Source organism: Citrobacter sp. wls619, from assembly GCF_005281345.1.
GTDB lineage: Bacteria > Pseudomonadota > Gammaproteobacteria > Enterobacterales > Enterobacteriaceae > Citrobacter.
This window is the reverse complement of record NZ_SZXJ01000078.1, coordinates 174420-188820: the sequence shown is the minus strand read 5'-3', so window position 1 is coordinate 188820 and position 14401 is coordinate 174420. Positions and strand designations below refer to the sequence as shown.

At 51.9% G+C, this 14401-nt stretch carries 14 protein-coding genes; 12 read left to right on the top strand and 2 right to left on the bottom strand.

The window, feature by feature from the left end; all coding sequences use genetic code 11:
• Positions 1 to 89 precede the first annotated feature (89 nt).
• Positions 90 to 1433, bottom strand: a complete 1344-nt coding sequence (gdhA, locus tag FDX19_RS15635) for an NADP-specific glutamate dehydrogenase (protein ID WP_137383421.1) — start codon at positions 1431 to 1433, stop codon at positions 90 to 92.
• Positions 1434 to 1669: 236 nt separating this feature from the next.
• Here gdhA and FDX19_RS15630 point away from each other — a divergent pair, with 236 nt between their 5' ends.
• Positions 1670 to 1945: a YnjH family protein gene (locus FDX19_RS15630; RefSeq protein ID WP_137383420.1), complete on the top strand. Its 276-nt coding sequence runs from the start codon at positions 1670 to 1672 to the stop codon at positions 1943 to 1945.
• On the opposite strand, the gene FDX19_RS15625 is transcribed toward FDX19_RS15630, so the two are convergent.
• Complete coding sequence (locus FDX19_RS15625) at positions 1905 to 2318, bottom strand: pyrimidine (deoxy)nucleoside triphosphate diphosphatase (protein WP_137383457.1); 414 nt, start codon at positions 2316 to 2318, stop codon at positions 1905 to 1907. The two genes, FDX19_RS15630 and FDX19_RS15625, sit on opposite strands and share 41 nt — an antisense overlap.
• Before the next feature lie 81 nt (positions 2319 to 2399).
• Here FDX19_RS15625 and FDX19_RS15620 point away from each other — a divergent pair, with 81 nt between their 5' ends.
• The 11 genes from FDX19_RS15620 to FDX19_RS15570 all read left to right on the top strand — a co-directional run bounded on the left by FDX19_RS15620 (position 2400) and on the right by FDX19_RS15570 (position 14378).
• Positions 2400 to 2969, top strand: a complete 570-nt coding sequence (locus tag FDX19_RS15620; protein WP_137383419.1) for a carboxymuconolactone decarboxylase family protein — start codon at positions 2400 to 2402, stop codon at positions 2967 to 2969.
• Positions 2962 to 3591, top strand: coding sequence for a CDP-alcohol phosphatidyltransferase family protein (locus FDX19_RS15615; protein WP_137383418.1), 630 nt, complete (start codon positions 2962 to 2964; stop codon positions 3589 to 3591). Before FDX19_RS15620 ends, FDX19_RS15615 begins: the two co-directional genes overlap by 8 nt.
• A 732-nt stretch (positions 3592 to 4323) precedes the next feature.
• Positions 4324 to 4800, top strand: a complete 477-nt coding sequence (locus FDX19_RS15610; protein ID WP_137383417.1) for a hypothetical protein — start codon at positions 4324 to 4326, stop codon at positions 4798 to 4800.
• Positions 4793 to 6490, top strand: coding sequence for a terminase family protein (locus FDX19_RS15605; RefSeq protein WP_137383416.1), 1698 nt, complete (start codon positions 4793 to 4795; stop codon positions 6488 to 6490). Before FDX19_RS15610 ends, FDX19_RS15605 begins: the two co-directional genes overlap by 8 nt.
• Positions 6487 to 8493, top strand: a complete 2007-nt coding sequence (locus FDX19_RS15600) for a hypothetical protein (RefSeq protein WP_137383415.1) — start codon at positions 6487 to 6489, stop codon at positions 8491 to 8493. Before FDX19_RS15605 ends, FDX19_RS15600 begins: the two co-directional genes overlap by 4 nt.
• Position 8494: 1 nt before the next feature.
• A complete protein-coding gene (locus FDX19_RS15595) occupies positions 8495 to 9400 on the top strand; it encodes a hypothetical protein (protein ID WP_137383414.1) in 906 nt (301 codons plus the stop codon).
• On the top strand, positions 9400 to 10263 hold the full coding sequence (locus FDX19_RS15590) for a hypothetical protein (protein ID WP_137383413.1): 864 nt from the start codon (positions 9400 to 9402) through the stop codon (positions 10261 to 10263). Before FDX19_RS15595 ends, FDX19_RS15590 begins: the two co-directional genes overlap by 1 nt.
• Positions 10257 to 10670, top strand: coding sequence for a hypothetical protein (locus FDX19_RS15585; protein ID WP_137383412.1), 414 nt, complete (start codon positions 10257 to 10259; stop codon positions 10668 to 10670). Before FDX19_RS15590 ends, FDX19_RS15585 begins: the two co-directional genes overlap by 7 nt.
• Positions 10671 to 10735: 65 nt before the next feature.
• Positions 10736 to 11245: a hypothetical protein gene (locus FDX19_RS15580; RefSeq protein ID WP_137383411.1), complete on the top strand. Its 510-nt coding sequence runs from the start codon at positions 10736 to 10738 to the stop codon at positions 11243 to 11245.
• Positions 11242 to 12645, top strand: coding sequence for a hypothetical protein (locus tag FDX19_RS15575; RefSeq protein ID WP_137383410.1), 1404 nt, complete (start codon positions 11242 to 11244; stop codon positions 12643 to 12645). The genes FDX19_RS15580 and FDX19_RS15575 overlap by 4 nt, the downstream gene beginning before the upstream one ends.
• Positions 12645 to 14378 (top strand): hypothetical protein, encoded by a 1734-nt coding sequence (locus FDX19_RS15570; RefSeq protein ID WP_137383409.1) that lies wholly within the window; start codon positions 12645 to 12647, stop codon positions 14376 to 14378. Before FDX19_RS15575 ends, FDX19_RS15570 begins: the two co-directional genes overlap by 1 nt.
• Positions 14379 to 14401 lie beyond the last annotated feature (23 nt).

The following is a 14401-nucleotide window of genomic DNA, read 5'->3' as shown; positions in this document are numbered from 1 at the left end:
ATTCGTAGGCCGGATAAGGCACGTGTGCCGCATCCGGCAATGCCTGATGGCGCGACGCTTATCAGGCCTACGGGAGCGACCGTTCTGAATTAAATCACACCCTGGCCCAGCATCGCGTCGGCAACTTTCACAAAGCCTGCGATGTTGGCGCCGCGCACATAGTTGGTTTGTTTGCTTTCACCGCCGTACTCGACACAGGCATGGTGAATATCCAGCATGATATGGTGCAGACGGGCATCGACTTTCTCTGCCTTCCAGCCCAGACGCGCGGCATTCTGCGCCATTTCCAGACCGGATGTGGCGACACCACCCGCGTTAGCGGCTTTGCCTGGCGCGAACAAAACGCCGGCTTCCAGGAACAGATCGGTGGCCTCGATGGTCGTTGGCATATTTGCGCCTTCGGCGACGGCTTTCACGCCATTGGCGATCAGTACGCGTGCGGCATCGACATCCAGTTCGTTCTGGGTTGCGCATGGCAGGGCGATATCAACCGGAACAGACCAGGGTTGTTTACCTTCCAGATAGGTCAGACCAAACTCACGGGCGTAATCCGCCACGCGACCGTCACGGCTGTCTTTAATCGCGCACAGACGCGCCAGTTTTTCTGTTGTAAATCCACTTTCATCAACCACGGTACCGCTGGAATCGGAGGCGGTAACCACGCGCGCACCAAACTCCATCGCCTTCTCAATGGCGAATTGTGCAACGTTACCGGAGCCGGAAACCGCCACACGCATCCCTTCAAAACCCAGACCATGGCGTTTGAGCATCGCTTCGGTAAAGTACACCAGACCGTAGCCCGTTGCTTCCGGGCGAATCAGGCTGCCACCGAAAGAAAGGCCTTTTCCGGTGAAGACGCAGGCGCTGTTATTGGACAGCTTTTTCATCATCCCGGCCATAAAGCCGACCTCACGACCGCCCACGCCGATATCACCCGCAGGGACGTCGGTATCGGGCCCTAAATGGCGGAACAGTTCCGTCATCAGCGCCTGACAAAAACGCATGATTTCGCCTTCGCTTTTACCTTTCGGATCAAAGTCGCTACCGCCTTTACCACCGCCCATTGGCAGCGTGGTTAGTGCATTTTTAAAGGTCTGCTCGAAGCCGAGGAACTTCAGGATCGACAGGTTCACCGAAGGATGGAAACGCATGCCGCCTTTGTACGGGCCAATCGCGGAGCTGAACTGTACGCGCCACGCACGGTTAACCTGTACCTGATTGCGATCGTCGAGCCAGACCACGCGGAACTGGATCACGCGCTCAGGCTCAACCAGACGCTCCAGCAAGGACATTTGACGATAGCGCGGGTTTTGCTCAAGGAACGGCCACAGTGTCGTCATTACCTCACGAACAGCTTGCGCGAACTCGGTCTGATTCGGGTCGCGCTTTTGTACATGGTTGAGAAACGACTCCAGAGAACATGTCTGATCCATAGATATAAGAACCTCTTATGTATTGATATGGTTATATTTTTGATATTTGTGTTAAGTGTTTTGCAGTTTTTGACTATACCATCAGCAGTGTGACGAGACGCAAGAAAAAATTAATCCCGCTAAGTAAATTAATATCGCGGCGTTGCTCATAACCAAAAACGATGATCGAGGAACTAAAGTTTCTGCCGGTTTATACCGTTATACTGAGCATAAATGTCAGTTAAAAAGGAAAGAATATGCGCCGTTTAATCATGGCAGGTGCGTTGGTGATGTTATCCAACGGGGTACTGGCAAATCAGCTTTATCGTCCGGATGTGCAAGTGAATGTGCCGCCGGAAGTGTTCAGTTCCAGCGGTCAGCGCGCGCAGCCCTGTAATCAGTGCTGCATTTATCAGGATCAAAACTATTCAGAAGGGGCGGTGGTGAAAGCCGATGGCGTGCTGCTACAGTGCCAGCGCGATGAGAAAACCATCAGCACGAACCCGCTGGTCTGGCGGCGTGTAAAAGAATAAACGCTTCTAATAGCGGGATATCAGCAGGCGCGAGTGGATAACGCAGCGCCTCTTCGGGGGAGCACCAGACCAAATCCTGATGCTCATGGGCGTAAAGCTCGCCCCGATAAGCCGGCACGTGCCAGGCATGCAGATGTATCAATCGGCCTGATACTTCACGCTGATGGCTGGCGATGTAATTCCCAACGATAGCCTCGATACCCAGTTCCTCACGTAATTCACGGACCAGCGCTTGTGGTTGGCTCTCTCCAGGTTCAACCTTACCACCAGCAAATTCCCACATACCGGATTGATCTGCATGCTGCGGGCGTTGAGCCAGTAAAATTTTGCCATCACGTTCAATAATCGCGGCAACCACGTCGAGGGTTTTCATCATATTCATCAAGATCTAACAGCAGAAAATGACATAATATAGTTAACCATGGGTTTGACCAAAAGTATTCAGGAGCAACCGTTGAATGAACCTCAGTCATGGGTAAAACCGTTGACGCGTATCCCTTCCAGTTTGAAACCGCTTGTAGCAACACAGAAAAAACACTATGGCGATGTGCTACATCCCACGCGCTGGTGGGGGCGAATGCCATTTCTGTTCTGGCTGGTGGCGCTATTTGTTGGCTTCCTGGAGCGTAAGCGGGCGCGCTTAACGCCGGTGATGCGAGCATTGCTAATGACCCGCGTTTCTCAGGTGTGCCATTGTGCCTTTTGTGTGGATGCCAACAGTTTACGTCTGGCTGAACGCTGTGGCGCACTGGATAAAGTCTTGCAGGTTGCTGCCTGGCAAGAATCGACGCTGTTCAGTGAAGAAGAACGTGTCGCACTGGCTTATGCGGATGCCGTTACCGCCACGCCGCCTCGGGTTGATGAGGCATTAAAAGCGCAAATGAAGCTGCATTTTTCCGAGGATGCCATTACTGAAATGACCGCGCTGATTGCGTTCCAGAATCTCTCGGCGCGCTTTAATGCCGCACTCGATATCCCCTCTCAGGGACTGTGCGACACCTTCAAAGGACGCCCACATGCTTGACAGGCATCTTCATCCGCGCTTAAAACCGCTTTTGCATCGCTGTGTGCGGGTTATCGATAAGCCCGCAATTACGCCGGATGGCCTGACACTGGTAGGTTTTGCCATTGGCGTGCTGGCGCTGCCGTTTCTGGCTTTAGGCTGGTATCCGGCGGCGTTGGTGGCCATCGTGCTAAATCGTCTGTTTGATGGACTGGACGGTGCGCTGGCGCGGCGCAGGGGGCTTACTGATGCCGGCGGGTTTCTCGATATCTCGCTCGACTTTCTTTTTTACGCCTTAGTGCCGTTTGGTTTTATTCTGGCCGCACCGGATCTGAATGCGCTGGCCGGCAGCTGGCTGTTGTTCGCCTTTATCGGAACGGGGAGTAGTTTTCTCGCCTTTGCCGCGTTGGCGGCGAAACACCAGATTGATAATCCGGGTTATGCGCATAAGTCGTTTTATTATCTGGGCGGGCTGACCGAAGGAACCGAGACCATTTTGCTGTTTGTGCTGGGCTGCCTGTTCCCAGGCTATTTTGCCCTGATGGCATGGATATTTGGCGCGCTGTGCTGGATGACAACACTCACCCGGATCTGGAGTGGATATTTGACGCTGAAAGCGGCGCATCAGCTGAACAAGCAATAAAAAATCATTAAATTCAAATGGTTGGATTTGTTTTTGTTTGTCTGATAGTAAAGATTTAGCAAAAAATAAACTCGTTTTAAAACAACAATATAAAAATAGTTTTGGGGAATGTTTTTACCCCATTGGTTTGCCTGTATTGGCTGGAATACACAGACGTTTAACATCTTCACAGCAAAATAAATCTTGACCATTTAGTGGGTGATTGTCTTACGATAAAAGGGAGCCGGGGTTCTGGCTTGCTGCACGGGCTATCAAATCTCATGAGGTTTGTGTCTGGTGTAGAGCTACGTTTAGCGTTGACGGCTGTCACTAGCCTGGTTGCAGAGGCGTGGTAAGGGAAGTGGGGTATCTGGATCGCCAAGCCCCACAGGTGACTCGTATCAGAGTTTAAGAGTCTCGCGGATTGAGTTCCGGGACAGGCTCCTTTGATGGTGCACACCTGGCGGGGCTGACAGGATAAGCCCTAACGTTGCATCACCTATCTACCACGCCTTGGTCGGTGCGGATAGGCTGGAAACTTCGTATACGGACCCTCCCGAGACGAGAATTCCAGAGAGTTAAGTGACATTGGTTTGCCTTGAAAATGGCTGAACCTTTGTCACTTCTGTTTCTTGAGCCGTTTCTCTGAGGCGCGAATCCTAATCCGCACTCACTTGCTCAAGTCGCAGAAATATTTTTTTTAACGAACCTCAGGTTATGGGTCGGATGCCCAAGCACTAGCGAGAGCTGGTGATGAGTAGTAAACCTGCACATGCTCGCAAAGAGCAGCAGATCCAAAAATCCGCACTACGCAGAGAACAGGTTAAGCAAGCAATATCCGAAGTGAGCAAGGCTCAACTCCGGGAGATGCGCAAGCTTGGCTTTGCCCCTCGCAAGGGCGTGGTAACTCAAAGGCACTTTGAGCGCTACGCAGCCCACCTGGAAACATTGGCTATGTCACGCCGTGCTGACGCACTCAACAACGAAGTGTCTGTGTTCGTTGAGCGCGGGGGGTTAATGGCACAAATCTTTGACCGCCTGGAGTCTCCCGGCATCAAGGCAACTGCATTTGCCAACCTAGCCACAACCGCAACACGCCTGCTATCGCTGGCTCCAACACTAGCCGATAAGTCAAGGGCGGCGCTTGCTGGGCAGTCGGATGCATATCTCTCTGATTCAGATCTCGACGCCATTGAGCGTGATGTGATGAAAGGGGTGAGCAGTGACTGAGCGCCCGGAGTTCACAACCAGAGAATATCGTGACCGTGTGCGATCACTGGCGGTGATGATCGTGTCTCAGGGCAAGGGGAAGATGCGCGAGCATATTCACTTGCTTCGGCTGGCGGCGCATTTCAACAAGTTCTACAAGCTGGATTTCTTTGAACCCTATCAGTACCAGATGCGCTGGTTTCGTTCTGGTGCAAACTACTTGCTCCGCTACCTGTCAGCAGCCAACCAGATTGGTAAGACATACGGAGAAGCGGTTGAGTTTGCGATTCAAGCAACGGCGCTGTATCCGGTGTGGTGGCCTGGCTTCCGTTGTGATCGCGCATCAGATGACACCCGCATCATGTGGGCTATCGGCATCTCAACTGATGCTACCCGCAAAGTGCTCCAAAAAGAATTGCTTGGAACCAATGACGCTCGTAAGCGTAAGGAGATGGGGTCAGGCTCCATTCCTCGCGAACGTATCGACTTTGACAGCTTTATTACTGATGGCGAAACGGTCAAGTCGTTCCGTGTATGGGATGCGACGGGTGGACAGACAGAGATTCATTTCTATAGCTCCACCCAGGATGAGAAGGTCTTCATGGGTCAGCGTGTCATGTATATATGGGTTGATGAACAAAGCGAAAAGGAGGCGGAATTAATCGCGCAATGCACCACGCGAACCACTAATACCGAGGGGTGCGTGGCATGTACTGCAACACCGGAGGTTGGCGCAACTGATTTCTACAACCAGTGCAAACACGATAAGACGGGGGAGATATATTTCCAGAACGCCACCTGGAATGACGCGCCGCACATCACACCGGAGCGCCGGAAGTCAATGGAGGCTCGTATTCCATACTGGCAACGCAAGATGCGCAGTGAGGGTGTACCGGTTCTCGGTGTGGGTGCTATCTACCCGTACAGTGATGAGCAAATAACCTGCACTCCTTTCAAGATTCCTGACCATTGGCTGGTACTGGCTGGGTTGGACTTTGGATACTCCGGCCTCGCTGATCCATCAATCATTCTCTTCGTGGCATACGACCCGGAAACGGGAAAAAAGTACGTGTTTCAGGAGTGGAGTAGCGAAGGGGAGGATTTATACGGCGTTCCTGAGTCTGAGGTGTATTTCAATAGTCACATGCCTGACTACATGGCTAGAAAAATCATCGACCTACCCCCGGAGGACTGGGAGGAAGCAACCGGAAAGGAACCTGTGGAGTTTGTTGGTCTTGGTTTGCCGTCTATTCGTGTGATTTCACCATCTGACGGGAACGGGCAGCAGGCAGGAACCAACATGACTCGCTTAGAGGTTATGCGTGATGTCGGGGCGCTTACCTGTCCGGACGCGTGGCAGTTACACGAAACGCAACTACCAGGCTATACCAATCGCAAAACCCTGCAGGGCTCTATCTCCCTCCTTGCTCAGTGGTTCCAGGATAACGACCTGAAAATATTTAACACCTGTACTGGCCTGCTGCATGAGTTGCGCCTGTATCAGTGGGTTAAGGAAGGTAAAAAGACCGTGCCGTCCGACAAAAACAACCATCATCTTGACGCTATGCGTTATTGCTCAACTCGCGTGGAATTCGACGGCGTAACCATGCTGCGAGCTAAACGCAAAATACAACCACCTGTTGATCACTCCAAATCACCTTACAAACGCGCAATGCGGGCGTACAGCAAAGCGGGAGCCAAAAAACTGTGAACAAAAACGAACTGTTAGCCGAGCTGCAATCGCAGTTTCAGGCGGCTGATACATTCAAGCAGGCTGTGACAGGGCGCTATACGCTCTCATACGAGACGTATCGCGGCGAAGTGCCACCTAAAACGGATGACACCGATATTCGCGCCTCTCGCGTGATGTGGGAATCATTTGAAAGTATTTACCCGACAGTGCTTGCGCTGTTTACCAATAGCAATCGCAGCCCGGTAACGTTTGATAGTGATGACCTGACCAGCGGCAAGCTGGCAAAGGCGATCACCAAAGCAGTGCACACCGCCGCAATGAAGGTGAATAACTCAAAGTTGCTCTACATGGCCGCAATCAAAGAGATCCTGATAACCGGTAATCAGGTCGCCTGTGTTGGCTATGACGAAAAGCTGTTTGAAACGGAAAGGTACGACTTTGACAATTCTCCGGCTCACGAGCTGGTGGTGAAAACGGCTGTCATCATGAAGGCTGGGTACAACATTGACCAGGAAATCACAGTCAATGACGACCAGACCGTAACCGGTTGGATTAAAGGGACTCGCACAATCAAGTTTCCCGTCCTCAATCTGATCGCCTTCTCCGATTTCTACATCCACCCAAGGGCAACAAACACCGACGACGCGACCTATTCGGCCTATCGCGAGTTGATAACAGTTGCTGAGGGGGAGATGCGCGGCTATCCAAAAAACAAGCTCGCCAAAGGTGAAAAGTCGGCGCTTGATTCCACTGCGGGAACCAGTAAGCAACTGCTGGTTGTCGATGATATGAATTCAGATATCGACGCGCCTAACCTGTCGTACAGCGAGTACAACCGCGAAATTACAATCACCCACCACTACTGGCGCGGATGCTATCAAGGGAAAACACCTGAGTTATGGCACGTTGTCAGTACCGATACAGATATTCTGCTGCAAGAGAAAGTTGACGTTAACCCACTGATTCTAGGTGGTATGTCGATTGTCTCCGGTTCTGCGTGGTCAGAGTCGCTCTATGACATGTGCATCACCGCGCAAACCAACAAAACGCGTGCGATGCGAGCCATTCAGCGCAGCGCAGACGGTGCGGCATATGGGGAATATACCTATCAGGAAAACAACATGGAGCCTGACGGCCTTGCGGTGTTCCTGAATGATCGTGGTCCCGGTGCGGCGTATAACGTTCGCAGCCCTAACGCCATTCAAAAATTACAGGGAACGGACGTTCCTAACGCTATGCAACTCCTTAATGAAGAGATTAACGAGGATGTGCAGGCGACCATTCAGGGGAGTGCCGGACAGGCTCAGGCGCTGGAAGAAAACAGCCAGGCATCCGGAACAGCCATTGCACTGACCCAGGACAAACAGGAACTGAATGAGAACCAGATCGCAGAAACCATAGCGGAGACGTTCGTTATTCCGTTGTATCGCAAGTTGCTGATGGTTATGCAGGAAATCGGCGCATCCGTGAAGCTTGGTTCTGATCACATCCCGCTCAAGTTGATTCGTTCAGACATTGGCCTGACTGCTGACATTAAGTCGGTTTATGACGCAGCCAAGGCCGCATCTAATGTTAAATCTGCGTATGAAACAGCCGCGCAGCTCGGCACGCTCCCGAAAAATTTCCAGCCTGAAAACGTATACAACATCTACGCCGATTATCTCCGGGTTGCTACCGGGCAGGAGGACGTTAGCCGCTATATCACCGCACCTGAAGATATGCCGAAACCGTCAAAGGTTGAGCAACTCATTACGGCACTAATCACCATCGGTAAAGCTCGCGAGCAAATCGCCGCTACCGGGCTGGCAGAGGCCAAAGTAAGTGACATGAAGGCTGATGTTGCCAAGAAACTAAACGAGGCATTGAAAGACCTTGCCACCATCAAGCAGATGGACGCGGAAACCAAAATCAGCATGGTTGACACGCTGCTCAAGGCTCAGGAGCTGGAGCAGAACTCAGCAAACGAAGTAACCAAGAACGCGCAGGAACAAGAGCGCATCGACAACACCCAAGAGGCATGAAATGGAAAATGAAAACACCAACACCGAAAACAAAAGCAAAGCGCCTGCCGTGGGAGGAATCGGACGGTCAGCTCTTGCACAGGCTGTACTTCGGGCTACAAACCGCCAACAGGCAAAAGAAATCGAACCGAGCAGCACAGAGGGAGATGGAAAACCATCTGGAGAGTCAGAGGAAATCGCTATCGGTATCACCGACGATGGCACCCCGACTCAGGGAGATTCTGGAGAAGGCGAAGGGGACGGCGGCGTAGAGTTTTATGAGTTTTCAGGCACTAAATACACGCCGGAGCAGGTTGAAAACGCACTACGCGAACTGGAGACAAACCAGCGATACAACCAGTCCGTAGCCCCGCTGGCTGACTCAGTCAATGAGCACGGCGAAAAGCTTGAACGCGCAATGCTTCTGGCGGTAACTGAGTGTGACAAAGAGATTGAGCAATTGGAGGCGCATCTTGCATCAGGAAAGCTGACGTCACAGCAATACCAGGCGGCACACATGCAACTCCGCGACGCGAGAGGTAGAAAGCGCGAGCTGGAAGCGATCGCCAGCGAAGAGAAAACCCTTCGTGATAACGCCATTAACCGGACGCGCAAACACAACGCCAAGCAAACCGTAATGGCCCTGACAAAAGCGGGATGGAAGCGCGAGCACATCATCGCCGTGGATGCCCTGGCTAAAAAGGTGATGCCGGAGGCGGCATACGCTGACGCAATTAGCCCGGCATTCATGGAGATTGTGAGGGACGCAATGATTTACCGAGCCGGACGTGAAGAGGCGGCGAAAAAACTACAGAAGAAAACAACCATGGCACTGAAAACGCCACGAACTCAGCCCAAAGCAGAGCAGCCGCAGGCGAAGCGCGGACTGTCATTCGGTGAGAAGGTGTGGGGGGATAAGTACAAATAATGGGGCTCATTACGGGTAACGGAAGCAGCACATCAAGCTCAACCAGCCACACAACGTCATGGCTTGCCGATGCTCTTGAGCCAATAGTGAATGACTTCATTAGCAGCTACAGCGGTATCAACTACGAGAATAGCGTCGTATCCGGCCTGACTCCGGCAGAGCAAGCAGCGCTGGAGCGAGCAGGAAGCGGAAAGGCCATTGATACGGGTACATCTATCGCTAAAGGCGGCGCAAGCCTGGTTGATGAGGCGCTAGGGGAAATTCAGGGGTTATTAGAGGGTAACGGCAAGACGCAGTTCATGAGCGGCGTTACGGGGCTGTACAACGGCGCTAGCGACTTCATGGATACGCAAGACAGTGCAATTGAAGATAGCGTTTACAGTGAAATGGGTGCGGAGTTCGGCAATACCGCTCAATCAACAATGGCATCAACTGCTGTAAGTGGCAGTAGCTCGGCTGATAGCGCGAGAAACGCCGTATTGTCGAGCGGCGCTAATAGCATGGTCACTCAGGAAAGCGACCTTGCTATGAAGATTCTGAAAGGCTCCGTTGGCCTGACAACTGGCGCTATGTCAGGTGAGGTGGGTCTTCTGGATCAGTTGCTAAGTGCTGGCGGCTCAATATTCCAGACCGGGACAAAAATGGCGGCGTCTGGAGAGAAAAACCAGTTTAACGCCGGGCTATTTGAGCAGTGGTTTAATCAGCAGACTGCCAACAATAATCGCAAGAATGACATGATTAACAACAACATGGATTTGATTGATTTCTCTGTATTGATGCAAGAAATACTGCCAGCAGCAGGAATTGACACAACAACCGACACAACGTCGACAACGAACGGAACGGGAGGCGGTTTATGGTAATGGCATCAATCGAAGAAATGGCATCGGCGGCTGGTTCGGCAATTGTAGAGGCTGGTGGTGATGTGGCTGAGTTTCTCGGCATGGGAGACTCGGCGGCTGATGTGGCTAAGGTTGCCGACTCCACGATAGACCAACTCGCATCAGGGGTAAGCGCAACCTCCATGGCTGGCGGTGACTCTGTTTTCGGTGGTTTGAAAGACTGGACAATGCAGGCGCTGAGTAAACAAATGCCAGGGATATTAAAGGCGGCAATGACCCCGAAATACCAACAACGCGCCCCGCTGGGTGGGTCGGGTCATGGAGTTCAGGCCAGCGCAGGATCTAACGGCTCGGTAATTAACGAGGTGGAGGGGCTGGCAGGCGGTGACCCGCTACAAGGGCTGAGTGGATTTAAAAACCTGCTGTAACAGAACAATCAACTACAAAACTGCGTTGGCCAGTTGACCGGCGCAGAATAAAAAACTGAGAAACCATGAATATTAACCAGCAGTTTGACCAGCTATTTGAGCAGTACAACACGAGAGCCAGTGAGATTTTGGCATCGCACAATACCACCGGAACCACGGCAGAGAATGACCCCATCAAATACCAATGGGCAAAGCAGGAAGGGTGGCAACAGGAATACGACCCGAACGCTAATGAGGTCATGTGGACGAAAACGCCGGAGGCTAATTACAACGTTCCCGACCTCATGAAATTTCGTGGCTCTATGTCACCGGAAACGATGGCAGAAAACTACCCCATGTTCGGACTTAAGACAGACAAGATTGATGGGGTTTTAAAGGAGATATACCAGAGCGTTTTAGACGGAAAAATAACGCAGCAGCGCGGAGAAGAGCTGATTTATACGTGCATGAGCAACAACTACAAAGAAGCAAAAGCAATGGGTAAACCAAAAGGGGCTGGGGCTAAGTCTTCCAGTTACCAGCAGACCATGAGCAAAGCAATGAAAGGTCAAAAATTAGTGGAGACTAACAAATGACAGCCGTAACCGACCTGCAGCAACAACGCGAGAATGAAAACCTGCAAATCAACATGGATGCGATTCACGGGCAGAGCGTGACACCCAATCAGGGTAGCAACGTCCCGTACGTAATCCAGACTCAACAGCTCATTGAGCAGGCACAGGCGGCTTATAACGGAATTCCAAAGGTAAGTCCACCAAGTGAAGAAGAGATATCACATCAAATGTGGATGGCGTCAGGCCTTATGGGGCTGGTAACGGCTCTGGTGACGGGTAACGCCGCTGCGGGTATTGCTGGTGGTATGTCGGCGGCGCTGGCGGTGCATGACCACGGCTACGACCTGAGACAGCGTGGCGATTACATCATGGAGTTGCACGAGAAGGGCTTTAGCGCCCCAGCGATTCTGAACTGGTACCAAACGGGCGATAACAAGGAGTTGGACAAAGAAGCAGACCGTATGCAGAAAGCGTTAGACAGGCAGGTTGACACGGAAGAGCGTCAAGCGGATCGAGAGCAGCGCGAAGGGTTTCATAAAGACCAGATGGAACAGGGGCGTTTAGCGAGAGAGCAGAGCGCGGTTTTCCATAATGACCAAATGAGACATGAGGGGGTGATGGAAAATATCGCACTGCAGAACGCAGGAAGTGCACGTATCTCAGCATTGGCTAAGCAGGGTGCGCAGGCTGGCGAGCAATTAGCGGCTGGTGGTCAGCCAACACTGCAAAATGCGTCATTCAATCCGGCGCAGGTCCAAGTGCCGCAGGAAATTACAGACCCGCAAGAGAGAGCTGCTTACATCGCGGCGGCGGGGCGGGCTTATCACGGGGCGATTTTAAAGGGGGCCATTCAGCAGATAGCCAGCGCCAAAAACCTGCGAACCAGTGAGAGCGCTCAAACAGCGATGTTTGATAAGGTGCTGGAAGCCGCACAAAAAGTAGCGGCAGCGCCTTACAACTCGGGAGGTGACACGCAACGCGCTATGCAATTTCAGGTTGGCGAGTCGCCTAACTTGTCGCCGCGAGTCACGCAAAATCATGCTGTGCAGCGTGAAATGTCAACGGGCATGGTGGATAAGGCGTATGGGGCTGTTAAGTCGTTTCTTGGCGAGGGTATGACAGACGCAGACCGACAACAAATGATTGATTTGACGAAGAAAAATGCAACTGCTCAGGCAGAGAGCCACATGCAGCACGTACAGGACACGGTACAATCGAAGGGATACGATCTGGACAATCCAGAGGTGATGGGTGCGCTGGTGGCTGCGTTTCATGTTTCGCCTGACACAATCAGGGCGCTGAATGACGGCACAATCACGACCACGCAGGCCGCGCAGCAGTACGTTAATCGTGTAGCGCCAGAGGTTCGTAAGTTTGGCGAGAACGCAGGACAACCTAAACAGAGCAGCGGGGATTACTAATGCCTTTCTCAATGGAGCTGCCAAACGGCTTTACGATGAATAACATCCCTGACGGAACCAGTGATACCGACATTGCGAAGAGAGCAGTGCAAAAGGGCTACGCAACACCAATGGATTTTGCGGATTACCCTGAAATCTATAAGGCAGTAGGTGGCAAGGGTAATGCGACGCAAGCGAAGATGGCAGCGAGCATCAACGATTACGCGCATAGTGTACCAGTTGAATTGCAGCATGACGTTCGTGACGTGGCGGCGGGGTTTGTTGTACCGGGCGCACGAGGGTTGTCATGGGTGGCGCGAGCGGGTGTTGACTCGGTGCTTAATGCAGCTACGGCAGGGGTGCAATCCGAGGCTGAAAACATCGTTGATGGAAAAAATAATGATGTAGCTACAAACATGGCGACGGCAGCGGTTTTACCTGGGGTTATCCACACGGTAGGAAAGTTAGCCGCACCTGTATTAGAGCGATTTACGCCGTCTGCAGTTCAATACCTAAAAGGGCGTTTGGGGCATGTAGAAGCGCCTGAGGATATTGCAAACGCTGAAAAGTATGTTGATGAATCCCCAGTAACGGAGGTTAGCAGAGAGCAAGAGGCAGAAAAGGCGATAAAGGCAGGGCAGCGCCAAACGGATCGTGTTGACGCGCTAACGGCTCAGCAGGCGCAATGGTTGGATGAATATAACCAAAAAATAGCGCATAGGCTGGTGGGTGTCGAGGCCGAGAGCTACGCTCTTAACGGGCTGAAAGAAACTGATACAGCAGAAAAGGGGATGACGGCTAAGCAGGCATTGCAGCAGTTCAGGGAGTTTACAGAAGACTACGAAAACCCACACCTGCCTTTTCCCGGAGATGAGCACCCTGAGTTATCTGGCTATGGTCAATTTGAGCAAGTCATGAGAGCCAGTCATGACCCGCTTAACGAGCTGATCACTAAAATAGATTCAGGTGAAGATGTGTCGTCACAGCGGTTTTATAATGCGCTCGCATCATACATACATGGCACAAAGTTTGAGTTAGAGCGATTTCTTGAAACGTCACCGCACGTCAATATAAAGCGACTACTTGAGGCGGTAAAAGACGCCCCAGACACATTGCAATGGCTAGATGCTAAAGGGATTTTAAACCCTGAAATGAGGCGGTATGTTTCAGCAAAGCAGGCGGCAGCGCACCGCGCCGGGGTGTCTGATGCCTACACCGCCGCAATGGAAAGGCTGGATAAAGAATTGTCTAAAGAGAGATCGCTTACATCAGCGGAATATCAGGAAGCCCGAGCCGCTGGCGAGAGGAATGTGCAGACAGCTTTAGACCATAAAATCAAACTGTTAGACAAGATACAAAAAAACGTTAAGTCGGTTATGAATGACGCAAAAGGCATTAAAGCTAATGGCGTAAAATGGTCTGATATACCCGAAGATGAACGGGCTATTTATTGGGCTATGACGCACACGCATGATGCCGCGCAACGCGGTGCGAAGGCTATGCGTCTTTATGAGCAGCTAGAGGCTATTCGAGCGTCATTGCCGGGGGTGAGGGATGAGACAATGACTGATAAGGCGCTGGATAATACGGCTGCACAAGTGGGGGCGGGATTTATGTTTGGTGGTCCGGTTGGGGCTGTTGCTGCGCCAGTTAGTAGAGCTGTAGCACAAAAAGTGACACGCGCCGTGGTTCGCCGTGTGGTTGGGAGGGAGGAAAGGGCGGAAATAGAGGCAGCAGCAAAAAAAATAAATTGACATATAACAAAAATCAATGATCT

Bases quoted from the DNA above. Each gene is read 5' to 3' on its own strand.
- gdhA (WP_137383421.1), bottom strand. From the start codon at position 1,433: ATGGATCAGACATGTTCTCTGGAGTCGTTTCTCAACCATGTACAAAAG.
- FDX19_RS15580 (WP_137383411.1), top strand. From the start codon at position 10,736: ATGAATATTAACCAGCAGTTTGACCAGCTATTTGAGCAGTACAACACG.
- FDX19_RS15595 (WP_137383414.1), top strand. From the start codon at position 8,495: ATGGAAAATGAAAACACCAACACCGAAAACAAAAGCAAAGCGCCTGCC.
- FDX19_RS15590 (WP_137383413.1), top strand. From the start codon at position 9,400: ATGGGGCTCATTACGGGTAACGGAAGCAGCACATCAAGCTCAACCAGC.
- FDX19_RS15625 (WP_137383457.1), bottom strand. From the start codon at position 2,318: ATGAAAACCCTCGACGTGGTTGCCGCGATTATTGAACGTGATGGCAAA.
- FDX19_RS15575 (WP_137383410.1), top strand. From the start codon at position 11,242: ATGACAGCCGTAACCGACCTGCAGCAACAACGCGAGAATGAAAACCTG.
- FDX19_RS15630 (WP_137383420.1), top strand. From the start codon at position 1,670: ATGCGCCGTTTAATCATGGCAGGTGCGTTGGTGATGTTATCCAACGGG.
- FDX19_RS15570 (WP_137383409.1), top strand. From the start codon at position 12,645: ATGCCTTTCTCAATGGAGCTGCCAAACGGCTTTACGATGAATAACATC.
- FDX19_RS15610 (WP_137383417.1), top strand. From the start codon at position 4,324: ATGAGTAGTAAACCTGCACATGCTCGCAAAGAGCAGCAGATCCAAAAA.
- FDX19_RS15585 (WP_137383412.1), top strand. From the start codon at position 10,257: ATGGTAATGGCATCAATCGAAGAAATGGCATCGGCGGCTGGTTCGGCA.
- FDX19_RS15615 (WP_137383418.1), top strand. From the start codon at position 2,962: ATGCTTGACAGGCATCTTCATCCGCGCTTAAAACCGCTTTTGCATCGC.